This is a genomic window from Microbacterium sp. G2-16M (genome assembly GCF_055809115.1).
The window spans coordinates 1,315,160-1,332,752 of the sequence record NZ_CM147897.1; the positions used below are offsets into that span (position 1 = coordinate 1,315,160).

16 protein-coding genes and 1 pseudogene are annotated in these 17,593 nt (G+C 71.4%); 3 read left to right on the forward strand and 14 right to left on the reverse strand.

All coding sequences use genetic code 11. The features are described 5' to 3' along the window. Positions 1–2: 2 nt before the first annotated feature. On the reverse strand, positions 3–437 hold the full coding sequence (locus tag AC0L6F_RS06305; RefSeq protein ID WP_473539588.1) for a hypothetical protein: 435 nt from the start codon (positions 435–437) through the stop codon (positions 3–5). Between AC0L6F_RS06305 and AC0L6F_RS06310 the strand changes: the two genes are divergently transcribed. Then, on the forward strand, positions 418–711 hold the full coding sequence (locus AC0L6F_RS06310) for a hypothetical protein (protein ID WP_473539589.1): 294 nt from the start codon (positions 418–420) through the stop codon (positions 709–711). The two genes, AC0L6F_RS06305 and AC0L6F_RS06310, sit on opposite strands and share 20 nt — an antisense overlap. Here the strand turns inward: AC0L6F_RS06310 and tsaD are convergent. The 8 genes and pseudogenes from tsaD to coaA form a co-directional block, all read right to left on the reverse strand. Then, a complete protein-coding gene (gene tsaD / locus AC0L6F_RS06315; RefSeq protein WP_473539590.1) occupies positions 665–1,744 on the reverse strand; it encodes a tRNA (adenosine(37)-N6)-threonylcarbamoyltransferase complex transferase subunit TsaD in 1,080 nt (359 codons plus the stop codon). The genes AC0L6F_RS06310 and tsaD overlap by 47 nt on opposite strands. After that, positions 1,741–2,316, reverse strand: a complete 576-nt coding sequence (gene rimI, locus AC0L6F_RS06320; RefSeq protein ID WP_473539591.1) for a ribosomal protein S18-alanine N-acetyltransferase — start codon at positions 2,314–2,316, stop codon at positions 1,741–1,743. The genes tsaD and rimI overlap by 4 nt, the downstream gene beginning before the upstream one ends. Then, positions 2,313–3,110, reverse strand: coding sequence for a tRNA (adenosine(37)-N6)-threonylcarbamoyltransferase complex dimerization subunit type 1 TsaB (gene tsaB / locus AC0L6F_RS06325; RefSeq protein ID WP_473539592.1), 798 nt, complete (start codon positions 3,108–3,110; stop codon positions 2,313–2,315). Before tsaB ends, rimI begins: the two co-directional genes overlap by 4 nt. Positions 3,111–3,171: 61 nt before the next feature. Further along, positions 3,172–3,690, reverse strand: a complete 519-nt coding sequence (gene tsaE, locus AC0L6F_RS06330; protein ID WP_473539973.1) for a tRNA (adenosine(37)-N6)-threonylcarbamoyltransferase complex ATPase subunit type 1 TsaE — start codon at positions 3,688–3,690, stop codon at positions 3,172–3,174. A 50-nt stretch (positions 3,691–3,740) separates the two neighbouring features. Further along, complete coding sequence (gene alr, locus AC0L6F_RS06335) at positions 3,741–4,865, reverse strand: alanine racemase (protein ID WP_274637655.1); 1,125 nt, start codon at positions 4,863–4,865, stop codon at positions 3,741–3,743. Between the two features lie 110 nt (positions 4,866–4,975). Continuing rightward, positions 4,976–5,326 (reverse strand): annotated as a pseudogene (locus AC0L6F_RS06340) (holo-ACP synthase); the annotation flags it as partial. Positions 5,327–5,526: 200 nt separating this feature from the next. After that, the gene (gene glmS, locus AC0L6F_RS06345) at positions 5,527–7,380 is read right to left on the reverse strand and encodes a glutamine--fructose-6-phosphate transaminase (isomerizing) (protein WP_274637654.1); all 1,854 of its coding nucleotides are present in this window, start codon (positions 7,378–7,380) and stop codon (positions 5,527–5,529) included. A gap of 360 nt (positions 7,381–7,740) precedes the next feature. Continuing rightward, positions 7,741–8,652, reverse strand: a complete 912-nt coding sequence (coaA, locus tag AC0L6F_RS06350) for a type I pantothenate kinase (protein WP_274638531.1) — start codon at positions 8,650–8,652, stop codon at positions 7,741–7,743. Between the two features lie 91 nt (positions 8,653–8,743). Here coaA and AC0L6F_RS06355 point away from each other — a divergent pair, with 91 nt between their 5' ends. Then, positions 8,744–9,688 carry a Ppx/GppA phosphatase family protein gene (locus AC0L6F_RS06355; protein WP_274637653.1) on the forward strand — a complete coding sequence of 315 codons (945 nt, stop codon included), beginning with the start codon at positions 8,744–8,746 and terminating at the stop codon, positions 9,686–9,688. 88 nt (positions 9,689–9,776) lie between these two features. Next, complete coding sequence (locus AC0L6F_RS06360) at positions 9,777–11,252, forward strand: S10 family peptidase (protein ID WP_473539593.1); 1,476 nt, start codon at positions 9,777–9,779, stop codon at positions 11,250–11,252. Positions 11,253–11,255: 3 nt separating this feature from the next. Here AC0L6F_RS06360 and AC0L6F_RS06365 read toward each other — a convergent pair whose 3' ends face one another. The 5 genes from AC0L6F_RS06365 to AC0L6F_RS06385 are packed head-to-tail and all read right to left on the reverse strand — an operon-like array spanning position 11,256 to position 17,593. Beyond that, a complete protein-coding gene (locus AC0L6F_RS06365) occupies positions 11,256–12,680 on the reverse strand; it encodes a S10 family serine carboxypeptidase-like protein (RefSeq protein ID WP_473539594.1) in 1,425 nt (474 codons plus the stop codon). Beyond that, entirely contained in the window at positions 12,677–13,861 is a 1,185-nt protein-coding gene (locus AC0L6F_RS06370; RefSeq protein ID WP_473539595.1) for a M20 metallopeptidase family protein, read from the reverse strand. Before AC0L6F_RS06370 ends, AC0L6F_RS06365 begins: the two co-directional genes overlap by 4 nt. Then, on the reverse strand, positions 13,858–14,670 hold the full coding sequence (locus AC0L6F_RS06375; protein ID WP_473539596.1) for an ABC transporter ATP-binding protein: 813 nt from the start codon (positions 14,668–14,670) through the stop codon (positions 13,858–13,860). The genes AC0L6F_RS06370 and AC0L6F_RS06375 overlap by 4 nt, the downstream gene beginning before the upstream one ends. Continuing rightward, a complete protein-coding gene (locus AC0L6F_RS06380) occupies positions 14,670–16,586 on the reverse strand; it encodes a dipeptide/oligopeptide/nickel ABC transporter permease/ATP-binding protein (protein ID WP_473539597.1) in 1,917 nt (638 codons plus the stop codon). Before AC0L6F_RS06380 ends, AC0L6F_RS06375 begins: the two co-directional genes overlap by 1 nt. Beyond that, positions 16,583–17,593 (reverse strand): ABC transporter permease, encoded by a 1,011-nt coding sequence (locus AC0L6F_RS06385; RefSeq protein WP_473539598.1) that lies wholly within the window; start codon positions 17,591–17,593, stop codon positions 16,583–16,585. Before AC0L6F_RS06385 ends, AC0L6F_RS06380 begins: the two co-directional genes overlap by 4 nt.

Consider the following 17,593-nt stretch of genomic DNA (forward strand, 5'->3'; position numbering starts at 1 on the left):
GGCTATTCGGCCAGGCCCGCTTGGCCCGCCGCCCACAGCAGCCATCCGCCGCTGTACAGCACAGAGAGGATGCCGAGGGCCAGCGCCCAGGCGGCGACGACCGTGCTGTCGCGCGGGCGGCGCAGCGAGATGATCGCGAGCACGATCGCCACCAGGCCCAGTGGGAACCCCCACCCGACGAAGAACGAGACGATCAGGGCGATGACGGCCATCGTCAGGGCGCCGCCGGCGAGGCTGCGGGGAGCGGAATGCGAGGTGACCCACTGCGCCTCCGGCAACGGTTCCCCGTCCTCGGCGGGCCCGCTGTCGGTGGCGGGCACGTCCACCGGCGCGGTGGGCAGCCGCTGGAACCCGCCCTGGTGGGCGCCGGGCAGCGCCGTCGCGCCCGCGTCGGCGTCGACGTCCGGGGTCGGGGCGGTGGTCTCGACCGGCGTCACCGGCGGCTTCGACGTCTTCGATGTCTTGGGCGGCAGAGGCGGCTTCGGCGGCACGGAGTCCTCCGGACTGGACCTGTCCGGACTGGGCCTGTCCGGCGTGGGCCTGTCGGGCGTGGGCATCTCCGGCGTGGGCATCTCCGGCGTGGGCATCTCCGGCGTGGGCGCCGGGCGCCTCGGGTTGCGCCCCTTCGGGGAGTCGGTCGGGGAGTCGGGCGTGCGCGACGCGGTCATGCGGCGGCTCCGGCATCCTGCGCCGCCACCTGGATCTCGGTGACCGGCAGCGTCGAATCGGCGCCGAACGCGAGCGTGGACGGCTCGCGTCCGGACATGATCAGCTGTGCGGCCAGCGCCGCGATCATCGCGCCGTTGTCGGTGCACAGGCTCAGCGGCGGGATGCGGACGGTCACGCCGGCCGCCGCCGCGCGCGCGAGCGCGACCTCGCGCAGCCGACGGTTCGCGATCACTCCCCCGCCCAGCAGCAGCCGCGGCACGCCGTGCCGGGCGCAGGCATCCAGTGCCTTCGTCACCAGGACGTCCACGACCGCCTCACGGAAGCTCGCGGCCACATCGGCGACCGGCACCGTCTCGCCCGCCGCCTCGCGCTGCTCGATCCAGCGGGCGACGGCGGTCTTCAGCCCCGAGAACGAGAAGTCGTAGCGGTGCCGGTCCATGTCGGACGCGCGCGCGAGCCCCCGTGGGAACCGGATGGCCGCCGGGTCGCCGGATGCCGCGGCCCGATCGATCTCGGGCCCGCCCGGGTAGGGCAGCCCCAGGATGCGGGCGACCTTGTCGAACGCCTCGCCGGCCGCGTCATCCATCGTCTCGCCCAGCAGCTCCACGTCGTCGGTCAGGTCGCGCACGAGCAGCAGCGAGGTGTGCCCGCCCGAGACCAGCAGCGCGACGGTGGGGTAGTCCAGCGGGCCGGCGTCGGCGTCGAGGATGTCGGCGGCGATGTGGCCGACGAGGTGGTTCACGGCGTACAGCGGCTTGTCGAGGGCGACGGCGAGCGCCTTCGCCGCGCCGACGCCCACCATGAGCGCGCCGGCGAGGCCGGGGCCGGACGTGACGGCCACCGCATCCAGGTCGGTCAGGGCGATGCCGGCCTCGGTCAGCGCCGCGTCGATCGTGGGCACGAGGGCCTCGAGGTGGGCGCGCGCCGCGACCTCGGGCACCACGCCGCCGTAGCGGGCGTGCAGCTCCATGCTGCTGGCGATGGTGTTGCTCAGCAGGGTGCGCCCGCGAACGATGCCGATCCCGGTCTCGTCGCAGCTGGTCTCGATGCCCAGCACCAGCGGCTCCCGGCTCATTCCTCGCCTCCGCTCGGCAGGTCGGCGTGCAGAACTCCGGAGTTCTGCACATCACGGGCCGGATCCGGCCGGTCCTCGGTCCGCCCCGTCCATTCTTCCGGAGTTCTGCGCGCCTCACTGCGGGTGAGATCGGCCTGCATCACGATCGCGTCGACGTCGTCGGGCTGGTAGTAGCGCGGCCGGCGCCCGACCTCGCGGAATCCCTCCGAGACGTACAGCGCCTGCGCGACCGGGTTGTCGGCGCGCACCTCGAGGAACAGATCGCGCACCCCGCGGCGCACCGCCTCGTCGATCAGCGCGCGCAGCAGCATCCGTCCCCATCCATGGCCGCGGGATGCCGCCGCCACCGCGATCGTCTGGATGTCGCCGTCGTGGGCGCCGGAGGGCGCCCGCAGCCCCGCGTAGCCGGCCACGACGCCGTCGGAGACGAGCACGAGATAGCGGCCGTGCGGTGAGGCGAGCTCGTCGCGCATCATGGGCGGGCTCCACGCGTCGGTGGGGAAGGATGCCTGTTCCAGCGCCATGATCGCGTCGAGATCGTCCGGCACGGCGGGGCGCAGCGCGGCGGTCACGTGCCCACCCGCTTCGGCGCGGCGGGCGGGGCGACGTCGGGCGACCGCAGGTAGATCGCGTCGCGGGGGGCGACCTCGCGGCCGGCCTGCAGGGCGCGCGCGGCGACCAGGGCGATCATCGCCCCCGACGCGGCATGCGCGTCGCGCCGCTGCGCGCCGAACTCGGCCAGCACATCGTCCAGCCGATCACGGGGGGCCAGGGCGGGGCCGGCGACCCGGACCGGCAGTCCGTCGTCGTCGGTGCCGTCGTAGACCGAGTAGGCGTATTCGCGGCGCCGGGCGTCGGTCACCACGGCGAAGCGCGGCAGCTCGTCGAACGGGTCGCCCAGCATGATCTGCAGCGCGATCGCGTCGTGGCTGACGACCGGGACGACCGGGATGCCCCGCCCCAGCGCGAACGCCCGCGCGGCGGCGATCCCGATCCGCAGTCCGGTGAAGGGCCCGGGCCCCATCCCCGCCGCCACGTGCGTCACCCCTCCCCCCGCCTCGAAATCGTACGATTTGGCCGAGTGCACATCAGTCTGGGCCGAGTTTGATGTGCTCTCGCGAGGTTCATGTGCAGTCGCGGAGGAGGTGGGATGCTGCGCGGCAACCGCCGGCGCAGACTCCGACACCCTCGCCCCGGCCGGCGCGGCCTCCGACAGCTGCGCCTCCGCCAGTGCGCGCTCCAGCAGCGTGCCGATCACCTCGGCATGCGCGAGCGGCTCGGCGCTGTCCACCTGGGCGAGGATGACCCCGTCGGCCTCGACGACCGCGACGGTCGTGCCGAGGGAGGTGTCGATGCCGAGAATCACCCTTCCAGGGTAGTCGTGGCCCGCACCGGTCCCTGCTCGCACCGTGAGCCCGATGGCCGCTTCACGGGCGTCGGGTGATCGTGACGACGCGGGGGTCCGGCGCGTCCTCGTCCTCCGGGTCCCAGTCGGGGAGCGCGTCCCCGCGCACGTCGGCCGTGCCCGCGTCCCCGCGCACCGCGTCCCCGCGCACGTCGGCCACGCGCAGGTCGGCCGTGCCTGCGGCATCCCCGCCGGCCGCGCGCTCGATCTCCACCTCCCACCAGACCTCGCGCAGCCCTTCGGCCATGCCGCGACCCCACTCGACCACGACGACCGCGTCGTCGACGTCGATGTCGAGGTCGTCCAGCTCGCGGGCCGAACCGAGCCGGTAGGCGTCCGCATGCACGAGCGGCGCACCGCCGGTCAGCGACGGATGCGTCCGCGCGATCACGAACGTCGGGCTCTGCACCGGTCCGCGCACACCCAGCCCCTCGGCGATGCCGCGGGTCAGCGTGGTCTTCCCCGCACCCAGCGGACCGGTGAGCACCACGAGGTCGCCGGCCGACAGCATCCCGCCCATTCGTACGCCGAGCCGCTCCATATCGGATGCGGAGGCCACCTCGTGCCGCCCGACGAGCGCGTCGAGCCCGGTCACACCGACGCCTCACGGCGTGGGACGCGCGGCCCGATCCGGGTGACGATCTCGTAGTTGATGGTGGATGCCGCATCCGCCCACTCCTCGACGGCGGGCACGCCCAGGGTCGGGTCGCCGAACAGCACGACCTCGTCGCCCACCGCCACCGGCGCGTTGCCGACGTCGACGACGAACTGGTCCATGGCGATCCGTCCGGCGACGCGGAAGCGGCGCCCCCCGATCGTCACCGGCCCGGCATCCGAGGCCTGTCGGGGCACCCCGTCGGCGTAGCCGATCGGCACGAGCGCGAGGGTGGTCTCCTGCCGGGTGCGGTAGGTGTAGCCGTACGAGACGCCCTGCCCGGTGGGCACGCGGCGGACCGCCGCCACGCCGGCGCGCACCGTCATCGCCGGACGCAGCCCGAGCTCGGCCGAGGTCCGCCCGGTGAACGGCGAGAGACCGTAGATGCCGATCCCGAGGCGGACGCAGTCCAGCCGGGTCTCGGGCAGCGAGATCGCGGCGGCGGTCGCGGCGATGTGTCGCAGCTGCGGCGCGAGGCCCACGGCCGAGGCGGTGGCGAAGCCGTCCGAGAACCGGGCGAGCGCGGCGCGATCCTCCTCCGGCGAGGTGTTCGAGACGTGGCTGAACAGCCCGACCACCCGCAGGCGGCCGATGCGCTCCAGCCGCGCTGCTTCTGCCAGCACGGCGGATGCCTCGGCCGGCGAGATGCCGTTGCGGCCGAGCCCGGTCTCCAGTTTCAGGTGCACCGGCACCGGACGATCGGCGGATGCCGCGGCCGCCGCCCGCTGCAGCTGCTCCATGTTCGAGATGCCCAGCTCGATGCCGAATGCCGCCGCTTCGTCGAACGCGGCCCCGGGCGCATGCAGCCAGGCCAGGATCGGCGCATCGATCCCGCCACGGCGCAGCTGGAGCGCCTCGGAGATGTCGGTCACGCCCACCCGGGTGGCGCCACCGGCGAGCGCGGCCGCCGCCGCGCGCACCGCACCGTGGCCGTACCCCTCGGCCTTGACCACGGCCATGACCTCGGTGCGCACGACGCGGCGCAGCTGTCGGACGTTCTCGGTGATGGCGGAGGTGTCGATCACGGCCTCGCGCAGCACGCCGTCGGCCATCCGGGTCATGTCCTGGGCTCCACGGGTTCTGAAGCGGATGCGGGTTCTGCGGGGGCTGAAGCGGATGCGGGGGCTGAAGCGGATGCGTGTTCTGCGGGGGCGGGTTCTGCGGGGCCGGGTTCGCCGTCGGCGATGACGTACGCGATCGCGAGGCCGGCATCGTGCGACATCGACAGATGCAGCGTGCGGATGCCGCGACCGGCCACGACCTCGGCGGTGGAGCCGGTGAGCGAGAACCACGGTTTGCCCGCGGCATCCGTCGTGATCTCCATCTCGGTCCAGTGCACGCCGTCGGATCCGCCCAGTGCCTTGATCAACGCCTCCTTCGCGGCGTAGCGAGCCGCGAGCGAGCGTGCGGCCAGCGGACGCTCGGCCGGGGCGAACAGGCGGGTCAGCAGTCGCGGCGTGCGCGCGATGGTCCGCTCGAATCGGGGGATGTCGACGAGGTCGACGCCGATCCCGACGATCATGCGGACTCCCCTCAGCGCCGCGGGTGCGGCATCCTCGACTTTATCGCGCCGGGATCTTCGGATCACCGCGACTGCACATCAAACCCGCGACTGCACATCAAACCCGGCCCAGGATGATGTGCACTCGGCCAAATCGTACGATTTCGAAGAGAAGAGAGAAGAAGAGAAGAGAACGCGCCCGCGGCTGAGAAGAGCGGGGGCTACTCGACGGTGACGGACTTGGCGAGGTTGCGCGGCTGGTCGACGTCCAGGCCCTTGGCCGTGGCCAGCCCCATCGCGAAGATGTGCAGCGGCACCACGGCCAGCAGCGGCTCGAACAGCGGACCGGCCAGCGGGATGCGCAGCACTTCGTCGGCGAACGGCAGGACCGCGGCATCCCCCTCTTCGGCGATCACGATGACGCGGGCGCCGCGGGCGCGGATCTCCTGGATGTTCGACACGACCTTGTCGTGCAGCAGCGGCGACTCCCGCGGCGACGGGACGATCACGAACACCGGCTGACCGGGCTCGATCAGCGCGATCGGGCCGTGCTTGAGCTCGCCGGCGGCGAAGCCCTCGGCGTGGATGTACGAGATCTCCTTGAGCTTGAGCGCACCCTCCAGCGCGATCGGGAAGCCCACGTGCCGACCCAGGAACAGCACCGAGCGGGTGTCGGCCATCCAGTGCGCGAGCTGGGTGGTCCGCTCCTGCTCCTCGTCCAGGATCTGCTGGATCTTGTCGGGCACGGCCTCCAGCTCGGCGACGTTGACCGCCTGCTCGTGTGCGCTGATCGCGCCGCGCACCCGACCGATGTGCAGGGCGAGCAGGTACAGCGCGGTGATCTGCGCGACGAACGCCTTCGTCGAGGCCACGGCGACCTCGGGCCCGGCGTGCGTGTACACGATCGCGTCCGACTCGCGCGGGATGGTCGCGCCCTGGGTGTTGCAGATCGACAGCGTCTTGGCGCCGCGCTCGCTCGCGTACTTGACGGCCATGAGCGTGTCCATGGTCTCGCCGGACTGGCTGATCGACACGATCAGCGTGCGAGGGCTGAGCACCGGGTCACGGTAGCGGAACTCGTGCGCCAATTCCACGTCCACCGGGATGCGCGCCCACTGCTCGAGCGCGTATTTGCCGACCTGGCCAGCATAGGCGGCGGTGCCGCACGCGATCACCACGATGCGATCGATGTCGCGGAACAGCTCGTCCAGCCCGTCCAGCTCGGGGATGGCCACCGCGGCGTCGCTGATGCGTCCGCGGACGGTGTTGGCCACGGCATCCGGCTCTTCCGAGACCTCCTTGGCCATGAACGACGGCCAGCCGCCCTTCTCGGCGGCGGCGGCGTCCCAGGTCACCTCGAACGGCTCCGGCGTGACCGGAGTCCCGTCGAAGTCCGTGACCTCGACGGCCCCGGGACGGATGGCCACGATCTGGTCCTGGCCGATCGCCAGGGCGTGCCGGGTGTGCTCGACGAACGCCGCGACATCCGAGCCGAGGAAGGTCTCGCCCTCGCCCAGGCCGATCACCAGCGGAGAGTTGCGGCGCGCCCCCACGACCAGACCGGGGTGGTCCTCGTGCATCGCCAGGAGCGTGAATGCGCCCTCCAGCTGGTTCACCGTCGCACGGAAGGCCGCCGCGAGATCGTCGCCGTTCGCCCGGTATTCGCGGGCCAGCAGCAGCGCCGCGACCTCGGTGTCGGTCTCGCTCAGGAAGTGGGCACCGGATGCCTCGAGCTCCGCGCGCAGCGCGGCGAAGTTCTCGATGATCCCGTTGTGGATGACCGCGAGCTTTCCGTCGTCGGCCAGATGCGGGTGCGCGTTCTGATCGGTGGGTCCGCCGTGCGTGGCCCAGCGGGTGTGGCCGATGCCGGTGGTGCCGTCGGCCAGCGGCGTGCGGATCAGGTCGTCGCGCAGCACGCTGAGCTTGCCGGCGCGCTTGCGCATCCCCAGCTCGCCGTCCTCGCCGATGACGGCGATGCCGGCCGAGTCGTAGCCGCGGTATTCCAGACGCGCCAGGCCCGACATGAGGATGCTCTGGCTCTCACGGGGTCCGACATAGCCGACGATTCCACACATGCCGTCAATCGTACGGAACACAGATTGCGAGGCGCCTGTACAAAGCCCCGGTTGGGCGGGTCCGGCGGCGGCGGCCCCGCCCGCGCGCCGGCACCGCCCCGTGCGCCCGCCCCGCCCCGGGCGCCCGCCCCGCCCGGGCGCCGGCACCGCCCCGCGCACCGGCCCCGCCCCGGGCACCCGCCCCGCCCGCGCGCCGGCACCGCCCCGTGCGCCCGCCCCGCCCGTGCAGAACTCCGGAGATCTGCGCGGCATACCGCCCCATCAGCAGGCAGGAGGCCGCTCTCACACCAGAACTCCGGAGTTCTGCACGCACCGGCAACCGCTCAGAACGCCGCGGGCGACGACCCGCGCCGAGGGGCGTCAGAGCTTGCGCAGCTGCACGTGCTCCACGGCGTGGTCGGGTCCCTTGCGCAGCACGAGGGTCGCCCGCTTGCGCGTGGGCAGGACGTTCTCTTCCAGGTTCGGCAGGTTGATGTCGTTCCAGAATCCGAGTGCGCGCGCGACCGCGGCGTCGTCGTCCAGGTCGGCGAACACCTTGAAGAACGAGTTCGGGTTGCTGAACGCGCCGCTGCGCAGCGCCAGGAACCGGTCGACGTACCAGCGTTCGATGTGGGATGCCTCGGCATCCACATAGATGGAGAAGTCGAACAGGTCGCCGACCGACACGTCGTCCGGTGCCGCCGGCCGCTGCAGGACGTTCAGCCCCTCCACGATCAGCACATCCGGACGCCGGATCGTCACGTGCGCGTCCGGGATGATGTCGTAGCGCATGTGCGAGTAGAACGGCGCGCGCGCCTCGGGAGCGCCGCTCTTGATCGCCATCAGGAACTCGACCAGCGCGCGCCGGTCGTACGACTCGGGGAAGCCCTTGCGGTCCATCAGCCCGCGGCGCTCCAGTTCGGCGTTCGGATAGAGGAAGCCGTCGGTCGTGATCAGCTCCACCCGTGGGGTGTCCGACCAGCGGCTCATCAGCTCGCGCAGCAGCCGCGCGATGGTGGACTTGCCCACCGCGACCGATCCGGCCACCCCCACCACGAACGGAGTCGTCGAATCGGCCTCCTGCAGGAACGCGGCCGTGTCGGCGCCGAGCTGCTTGGTCGCCCGGGCGTACAGGCTCAGCATCCGGCTCAGCGGCAGGTACACGTCTCGCACCTCGGCGAGGTCAAGCCGGTCGCCGAGGCCGCGGATCTGCACGACCTCGGTCTCGGTGAGCGGCTGGGCCATGCCCGCGGCCAGGCGCGCCCACTCGGCGCGCGGGATCTCGCGGTACATCTCGGGTGCGGGCGCATTCTCTGGCACCCGGCCATCGTATCGGCGGGGACGCCGCCCCGTCTGCCGCTGCCCCGCGCACTACGCTGTCCCCGTGCGCCTCGGAGTCCTGGACATCGGCTCGAACACCGTCCACCTGCTGGTCGCCGACGTGCGCCCCGGCGGGCGGCCGCTGGCCACGACCAGCCGGCGCTCGATCGTGCGCCTGATGCGCTTCCTGACCCCCGACGGATCCATCAGCGATGAAGGCGTGCGCGCGCTGGTGGATGCTGTCGCCGACGCCCGCGATCAGGTGGCCATCGAGCACGTCGACGAGCTGCTGGCCACCGCGACCTCAGCCGTCCGCGACGCGACCAACGGGCCGGCGGTGATCGCCGAGCTGGAGCGCACGCTGGGCGCGCCGCTCCAGGTGCTGGACGGCGAGACCGAGGCGCGGCTGACATTCCTGGCCGTGCGGCGCTGGTTCGGCTGGGCGTCGGGACGGATCCAGCTGTTCGACATCGGCGGCGGCTCGCTCGAGCTCGCGGCCGGACCCGACGAGCTCCCGGAGGTCGCGGCATCCGTCCCGCTGGGCGCCGGGCGGATGACGCTGCGCTTCCTCCCGGACGACCCGCCGGGCGAGGCCGCGGTGGCCGTGCTGCGCGCGCACGCCCGCGACACCCTCGCTCCGGTGGCCGCGCGCTTCCGCGCCCTGCCGGGCCCCGACCATGTCGTCGGCTCGTCCAAGGCGGTCCGCTCGCTCGCCCGGCTCGCCGGGTTCCCGGCACCGGGGTGGACCGGGAACGAGCGGATGCTGCTGCCCCGCGCCGCACTCGGCTCGTGGATCCCGCGGCTCGCCCGGATCCCGGCATCCGCCCGCCAGGAGCTGCCGGGGATCACCCCGGACCGCACGTTCCAGATCGTCGCGGGCGCCGTCGTGCTGCACACGGCCATGGAGCTGATGGATGTCGCCGAGCTCGAGGTGTGCCCGTGGGCGCTGCGCGAGGGCGTGCTGCTGCGCTACATCGAGTCGCTGGCCTGGGAGTCCGCGTCGAGTTGAGCCTGGGGCGAGCCTCCGGGTTGATCCACACCGGCGCGAAGCGAGCGGTAGGGTATTCATACTAATCGTTCTATTCGTTAGGAGAACCATGACCGAGCCTGAGCTCTCCGCCCCCGCCGTCGAAGAAACGGTGTCCTCGCGCCACTGCCTCACCGTCGATGCGGGATCGATCGACTACACCGCCACCGCGGGCACCGTCCTCATCCGAGACGACGACGGTGGCCCACTCGCGAGCATGTTCTACCTCGCCTATGTCGCCGATCGTGCGGCCGATGCGCCGCGCCGGCCCGTGACCTTCCTGTTCAACGGCGGCCCCGGATCGGCGAGCCTGTGGCTGAACATCGGCGGGTTCGGGCCGCGCCGCGCGCCCACTGCGACGCCGGTGGCCACTCCTCCGGCTCCGTACACGGTGGGCGACAACCCGCACACGCTCCTCGGTGACAGCGACCTCGTCTTCCTCGACGCGCCCGGCACCGGGTATTCCCGCCTTCTCGGCGACACGACACCCGACAAGGTGTGGGGCGTCGACCAGGATGCCGACGCCTTCGCTCGGGCGATCACGCGATACCTCACCATCACGAACAGCTGGAATGCGCCGCGATTCCTCTTCGGCGAGTCGTATGGCACCACCCGGGCGAGCGCGCTCGTGCACCGCCTGCAGAACCAGGGACTGGACTTCAACGGCGTCGTCCTGCTGTCGACGATGCTCAACTGGGCCGAGAACAATCTCGGCCTGGACCAGGAGCACATCAACCTTCTGCCGTCATTCGCCGCCACCGCACGGTTCCATGGCCGATCCCGGGTCGAGGCCGAATCCCTCGAGGATCTGCTCACCCAGGCTCGGGACTTCGCACAGGGGCCGTACGCGCATGCGCTCCAGCGCGGCGACCGAATCGACCCCGACGAGGAGCGCACGGTCGCTGAGCGCTTCGCGGCGTTCACCGGTCTCGACGTGGACGACGTCCTCGCCCGGCACTTCCGCATCGGCATGGAGCCGTTCCGATATGCTCTGCTGCGAGACCAGGGTCGGGTCGTGGGACGGTTCGACACGCGCTTCATCGCCGATCACCAGTACGTGATCGGCACGGGCTCACACGACCCGGCCACCGACGACGCGGCGACGGCGGGGGTCAACAGCGCACATCTGTCGGCCTTCCGCGAGCATGTGGCCGGCGACCTCGGTTATACGTCCGAACTGCACTACCGTCACCTGCACAACATGCCGATATCACAAGCCTGGGACTGGCGTCACAAGGCGCCTGGCGTCGACGCGCCGACGCCCGTGCCGGATGTCAGCCTCGATCTGTCGGCAGCGATGCGACGCAACCCGAACCTCAAGGTCGCGGTCATGGGCGGCGTGTACGACCTGGCCACGCCGTTCTTCGGCACTGAGGTCGACGTCGCGAAGCTCTATCTGGCACCTCGTCTGCGGGAGAACATCCGCTTCCGGTTCTACGAGTCGGGACACATGACGTTCGTGGACGAGGACGTCGTGGCGCAGATGCGGCGTGACCTGCATTCCTTCTATGCGGACGCCACGGACCACACTCCGGTGCGCCCCTGAGCGTCAGCCGCGGAGGAAGGCGCGGAGGTCCGCGGCCAGCGCTGTTCGGCTCGCCGGGTCGGTGTACATCATGTGTCCGGCCGGGTACCTGCCCTCGGCGATCCGGTCGGCGGGCAATCCGTACTGCGCACGCAGGTGCTGGAGCGACCCGACCGTCGTGAGCGCGTCGAAATGGCCGACGCCGAAGAACAGCCGGGCGGCAGGGTCGCTGCGCAGCAGCGCGGCCAGGTGCGCCGGATAGTCGAAGATCGCGAACGGTGACGGCCGCGCGCTGCCGCCGAAACGTGAGACGGCGGATGCCTCGAGGTAGTCCCAGTGGTCGTGGGCCGCGGCCGCGAACCGATATCCCTCGGTCTCGGTCAGGCCCAGTTCGTCGGTGAACAGCCGCGCGGCGGCCACGGCGAAGACGGGATCGATGCGGATGTCGGCGGCATCGAGGTCCGGCTGCGCCGATGCCGGCGGCGGCGCCCCGACCGTGTAGCGGGTGTCGGTGAGCCCGACCACGAGCCCGCGATCGGCGAGCAGCAGGGTGCGAAACTCCTCCTTGTCGATGCGCAGCCGGCGCGCGCGCAGCTGCTCGTCGTCGAGCCCGGAGAATTCGCCGAGGCGGCGCACGGTCTCGGGATCGACGTCGGGGAGCGAGAGCGCCGCGGCGTACTCGTCGATCGCGAACGCGTGGGCTTGCCGCGTCACTGCGTCGAGCGTGAGATCAGCGTGCGCGCTCCTGCCGTGATACCAGGCGGTCGCGGCGATGAAGGGGAGAGCGGCCACGTATCCCGTCGGATTTCCCGGTCTCTGCGTCGTCTCCTGCGCATTCAGACACTGCCCGAGCATCGCGACGCCGGCGACGGGCACACTCTCATTCCGCAGACACGTGGCTGTCAGCGCGGCACGAATGGTTCCGTAGCTCTCTCCCAGCAGGAAGACCGGCGCCCCGAGGCGACCATGACGGGTCAGCCAGGAACGGATGACCTGTGCGGTCAGTGCGGCGTCTCGATCCGCTCCCGATATCGCCTCCGCATCGATGCCGACCGGGCGGCGCGAGAAGCCGGTGTCGACGGGATCGAGGAAGACCAGGTCGGCCACGTCGAGGATGGTGTCCGTGCTCGCCGTCAGCGGATCGGCGAGCGCGACCGGCGCCGCGGGATCCCCGGGCACAGCGGCTTGAAACGGGCCGAGTCCGCTCAGATGGAGCCACACCGACGAGCACCCCGGGCCGCCATTGAACAGGAACAGCACCGGGCGCGCGCGGTCGGCGGGGTCGACGGTGTAAGAGAATGTCCAGGCCGCCCCCACGTCCGCGCCGTCGACGAGCAGGGGCGTCGCCTGCGTCCGGGCGATGAACGGCAGCTCATGCCCGTCGCCGAGCGCGGCGAGGTGGCGGGTGGTCGCGTGCTCGACGGCTGGGCCCGCGGCGATCGCGGTCATGCCCGCAGGTGATCGAGCGCGACCGCCGCGAGCGCCGCCGCCTGGTCGCCCAGGACCGAGTCGTCGAAGACGACGTGCGGCGTGTGGTTCGGTGCGGCGGCCTCATGGTCGATCTCGGGCGGAGTCGCGCGGAGGAAGAAGTAGACGCCGGGGACCTCCTGCAGCACGTAGCTGAAATCCTCGGATCCCATCACCGGCGACGGCGTGGTCCAGACCCGCTCGGTCCCGAACGTCTCGCCGAGGGTCGCGAGCACCTGCTCGCCGAGGGCGACGTCATTCGACAGCGGCGGGCACAGCAACTCGAACCGAACGTCCGCGGTACAGCCGTGCGCGGCGGCGATGTGCTGGATCAGCGCCGGGATGTCCTCGCGCACGCTCTGCAGCGCAGCATCCGACAGCACCCGCACCGAAGCCCCCAGTCGAGCGGTCCCCTCGATGATGTTGAACGCGGATGCACCCGCCTGCAACTGTGTGACGGTGATCACGATCGGGTCGAACACGTCGTGCCGACGGGTGGCGTAGCTCTGCAGCGCAGTCACGATCTCGGCAGCGGGAGGCACCGGATCGATGGTCAGGTGCGGTGCGGAGGCGTGACCTCCCCTCCCCACGATCGTCGCCTGCAGCTCGAGGGCGCCGGCCATCAGCGCGCCCGGTCGGGTGGAGAAGACGCCGCGCGTCCCGGTGACCACGTGCATCGCGTAGGCCGCGCTCACGCGGGTGCCGCTCGCATCCAGGAGACCCTCCTCCACCATCAGGCGGGCGCCGTCGCCGACCTCCTCGCCGGGCTGGAACATGAACACGACGTCGCCGTGCAACTGGTCCCGCCGCCCCGCGAGCAGCCGCGCCGCTCCGACCAGCCCGGCGATGTGCAGGTCGTGTCCGCAGGCGTGCATCGCGTCACCGGTCGCGCGGAACGCGACATCCGTCTGCTCCTGCAGCGGCAGTCCGTCCATGTCGCCGCGCAGCAGCACGGTGGGGCCGGGGTGCCCGCCGCGGAGCACGGCGACGACCGAGTCGAGGGCGGTGCCCCGGACGATCTCCACTCCGAGACCGTCGAGGGCGCGGATGATCCGCTCCTGGGTGCGCGGCAACTGCAGACCGAGCTCGGGATCGGAATGGATCTCGCGGCGCAGCCGCACCAGGTCGGGCAGGATGTCGCGGGCGTCGTCGACGATGGTCACGGTGTCAAAGCCTCCGTATCGGTGAGCAGATGGTCGGACCCCGCGTGTTCGATACGAGGGATCGCGGAGACGAGGCTCCGGGTGTAGGGGTGGGTCGGACGGGCCACGACCTCGGCGGCATCCCCGATCTCGACGATCCGGCCGCGCTGCATCACGGCGGTGGTGTCCGCGATGTAGCGGACCGCCGCCAGGTTGTGCGTGATGAACAGCATCGACAGCCCGAGTTCGCGCTGGAGCTCGCGGAGGAGGTTCAGCACGGCCCCCTGCACCGAGGCATCCAGCGCGGAGGTGATCTCATCCGCGACGATCAGCTGGGGCTTCACTGCCAGGCAACGGGCGATCGCTACCCGCTGCCGCATCCCGCCGGACAGCTGTGCCGGGTACTGCTCGGCCGCGGCAGACTTCAGCCGGACGAGCTCGAGCAGGTCCTGTACGCCGCGACGCCGCTCGGCGGACCTCTGACCCGTGTGCGTGGCCAGCGCTTCGGCAATCGTCTCGCCGACCGTCATGCGCGGGTTCAGCGACGAGTATGGGTCCTGGAAGATCATCTGCACCTCGCGGGCGCGCTCCTTCCGGCCGACACCCCGGGTCCGCAGCAGGTCTCGGCCTCCGAGGGCTATCCGCCCCGAGCTCGCCTTCTGGAAACCGGCCACCGTGCGCGCGACGGTCGACTTGCCCGATCCCGACTCCCCGACGAGTCCCACGATCGTGCCGTGCGGCACCGTCAGCGACACGTCGTCGACGGCGCGGAACTCGCTACGCCCGTGCCCGAACGTGACCACGAGGTCCTCGATGATCAGATCGGCCATCAGACGGCCACCTCCTCGGACGTGTGTCGCGCCTCGGCTGCGACGTCCTGCGGGTGCCAGCATGCGACCCGACCGCCGTGAGCATGCGGCCGCAGCGGCGGCGCCTCGGTGCGGCAGCGATCGGTCGCGAACGCGCAGCGCGGGGCGAACGGGCAGCCGAGCACGGGCTGCGACAGGTCCGGCGGCTCGCCGGGGATCGTCGCAAGCGGGCTCGTCCGGTCGGTGTCGAGGTCGGGCAGCGAGGCGGCGAGCGCACGCGTATACGGATGCGCCAGCCGTTCCGGCGTGGCCAGATGGGCGGCATCGACGTCCTCGACGATCCGGCCGGCGTACATCACCATGATGCGGCCGCATAACTCACCCAGAACGGCGATGTCGTGTGAGACCACGATGGCTGCGGACCCTTTGTCCGCGCATTCCCGCCGCAGCATCACGAGGACCCGCCGCTGCACCGTCACGTCCAGCGCGGTCGTCGGCTCGTCGGCGATGATCAGCGAGGGCGACCCGATCTGCGACATCGCGATGAGTGCGCGCTGCCGCATCCCGCCGGAGTACTCATGCGGGAACTGCTGGGCACGACGGGCGGGCTCCGGGATGTCCACGCGCTCAAGAGCGTCCACGGCCAGACGCCGAGCCTGCGCGCGACTCGCCCCACCGTGCACCCTCGGAACCTCGGCGATCTGCGTTCCGACCCGCAGCGCCGGATTCAGCGCGGTCAGCGAATCCTGGAACACGACACCCACCCGGGTGCCCAGCGCCGTGCCCGCCTGCCCGGACGACAGCCCAGCGAGCTCGCTGCCGTCGAAGACGATACGGGATGCCGTCAGCGCTGCGCCGGCGGGTGCCAGCTGTGCGACCGACATCAACGTGACGCTCTTGCCGCTGCCGGACTCACCGACGACGCCCACCAGTTCACCGGCGGCGACACGGAACGACACGTCCTGCACCGTGCGCACCCAGCCGTGCTCGCCCGGGAACGAGACGCTGAGGCCCTGGACATCCAACAGCGCGGCATGCTGCGGCGGATCGGCATCCACCGGCGCGTCGACCCGCGGCGCCGCGCCGAGACGGCGCGGCGACAGCGTGCGGGCGATCTGGCGGTTGCGCAGGTACCCGGCCAGCGCCTCGCCGAACAGGCTGAACGCGAGACCGGCGAACACAACCGCGACGCCGGGGCCGACCACCGCGACCGGAGAGATGTACACCTGCGCGAAGCCCTCGGACAGCATCCGCCCCCAGTCGTAGTCGGGCGGCTGGACGCCGATACCCAGGAAGCTCAGGCTCGACAGGGCCAGCAGCCCGCCGCCGATCGACGTCGTCACGTTCACGATCACGGGTTCGGCGATGTTCGGGAGGACATAGTGCGTGAACTGACGACCCTGTGACACGCCCAGCATCCGCGCAGCCGCGAGATATTCGGCCCCGGCCACCCGCGCCGACAGGGTCTGCGCGAGTCGCGCGAACGACGGCACCATGGTGAGCGCGAGCGCAACGACGGCCGTGGTCGCTCCTGGGCCGAGCAGGATGACGGTCAGCATGGCCACCAGGAGCACGGGGAAGGCGAGCCAGGTCGCGATGATGTTCGCGAACCAGCTCTGCGTCCGGCGTCCGAGCACAGCCGGCAGTGCGCCGAGGGCGAGTCCGACCACCGCCCCGAGGGCGGTGGCGGCCAGTGCCATCACCAGCGACAGCCGGGTCGCGACCAGGGTCCGCAGCAGGATGTCACGACCGAGGTTGTCGGTTCCCAGCAGATGCTCCGACGACGGCGGGAGCGCGATCGCGTCCGGATTCGCAGTCACGGCCTCGTCCCCCCACCAGAGCGGGGCGAACACGGCGAAGAACACGAGGACCAGCAGCATCAGAGTGGTGATGACCGCCATCGGCTGGGTCGGCAGGCTGAGCCGGCGACGGGTCATGTCGTCTCCAGCAGTGTGGTGCGGCGGTCGAGGATCGACAGGACGATGTCCACGAGCAGATTCACCACGAGGATGATCGCCGCATAGACGAGGGCGAGGCCCTGCACGATCCCGTAGTCCTTCGCGGTGATGGCCTGCACGAACGCCGTGCCCATCCCGGGCCAGTTGAACACCTGCTCGACCAGCACGCCGCTGGCGACCATCGTGCCCAGCATCGTGCCGCCGATCGTCAGGGTCGCGGTGAGCATGTTGGGCAGAGCGTGCTTGAAGTACACCATGGCCGCCGGGAGCCGCTTGGAACGGGCGGTGCGCACATAGTCGTCGCCCAGCGTGGCGAGGGCCTCGATCCGCGCGATGCGCGCGATCGAGGCCGCCGACGCGACCGAGAGGGCGATGACCGGCAGCATGTAGGACGCGGGGCCGCTGCGGCCGGCGACCGGCACGAGGTGCAGGCCGATGGCGAAGACGATGATCAGCAGCACGCCCAGCAGGTATTCGGGGACCGCGGCGACGAACGAGGTCGTCCCGGTGAAGGCGACCTCGACACCACGGCGCCGGTTGCCCTGGGTCAGGATCGCGACGAACAGCCCCACCGGCACCGCGACCAGGAGGATGACGGCGAACGCGATGCCCGCCAGCTCCAACGTCGCCGGCAGTCGGCTGGCGACCAGTTCGTTCACCGATCGCCCGGTGATCAGCGATACACCCAGGTCGCCGTGGACGAGCCCCCAGAGGTAGTCGAAGTACTGGACGATCAGCGGCCGGTCCAGGCCGAGCTGCTCCCTGCGCGCCGCCACCACAGAGGGGTCTGCCGTGGCGCCGAGTGCGGCACGCACGGGATCGCCGCCGGCGAGCCTCAGCACGAGGAACGCCACCGTGACGATCACCCACATGGCCACGATCGCCCGCCAGAGCCGGCCGAGCAGGAACCGCAGCAACGGGCTGCCGTGGCGGCGTCGCTGGGACGCCGCCACGACGGCCGTAGGAGTGGGAGCGAGTGCCACCAT

Excerpts from the sequence above, each read along its gene's own strand:
- AC0L6F_RS06385 (WP_473539598.1), bottom strand. The coding sequence starts at position 17,593 with ATGGTGGCACTCGCTCCCACTCCTACGGCCGTCGTGGCGGCGTCCCAG.
- tsaD (WP_473539590.1), bottom strand. The coding sequence starts at position 1,744 with ATGAGCCGGGAGCCGCTGGTGCTGGGCATCGAGACCAGCTGCGACGAG.
- AC0L6F_RS06375 (WP_473539596.1), bottom strand. The coding sequence starts at position 14,670 with ATGGCCGATCTGATCATCGAGGACCTCGTGGTCACGTTCGGGCACGGG.
- AC0L6F_RS06360 (WP_473539593.1), top strand. The coding sequence starts at position 9,777 with ATGACCGAGCCTGAGCTCTCCGCCCCCGCCGTCGAAGAAACGGTGTCC.
- tsaE (WP_473539973.1), bottom strand. The coding sequence starts at position 3,690 with ATGGAGCGGCTCGGCGTACGAATGGGCGGGATGCTGTCGGCCGGCGAC.
- AC0L6F_RS06380 (WP_473539597.1), bottom strand. The coding sequence starts at position 16,586 with ATGACCCGTCGCCGGCTCAGCCTGCCGACCCAGCCGATGGCGGTCATC.
- glmS (WP_274637654.1), bottom strand. The coding sequence starts at position 7,380 with ATGTGTGGAATCGTCGGCTATGTCGGACCCCGTGAGAGCCAGAGCATC.
- AC0L6F_RS06365 (WP_473539594.1), bottom strand. The coding sequence starts at position 12,680 with ATGACCGCGATCGCCGCGGGCCCAGCCGTCGAGCACGCGACCACCCGC.
- coaA (WP_274638531.1), bottom strand. The coding sequence starts at position 8,652 with ATGTACCGCGAGATCCCGCGCGCCGAGTGGGCGCGCCTGGCCGCGGGC.
- alr (WP_274637655.1), bottom strand. The coding sequence starts at position 4,865 with ATGACCCGGATGGCCGACGGCGTGCTGCGCGAGGCCGTGATCGACACC.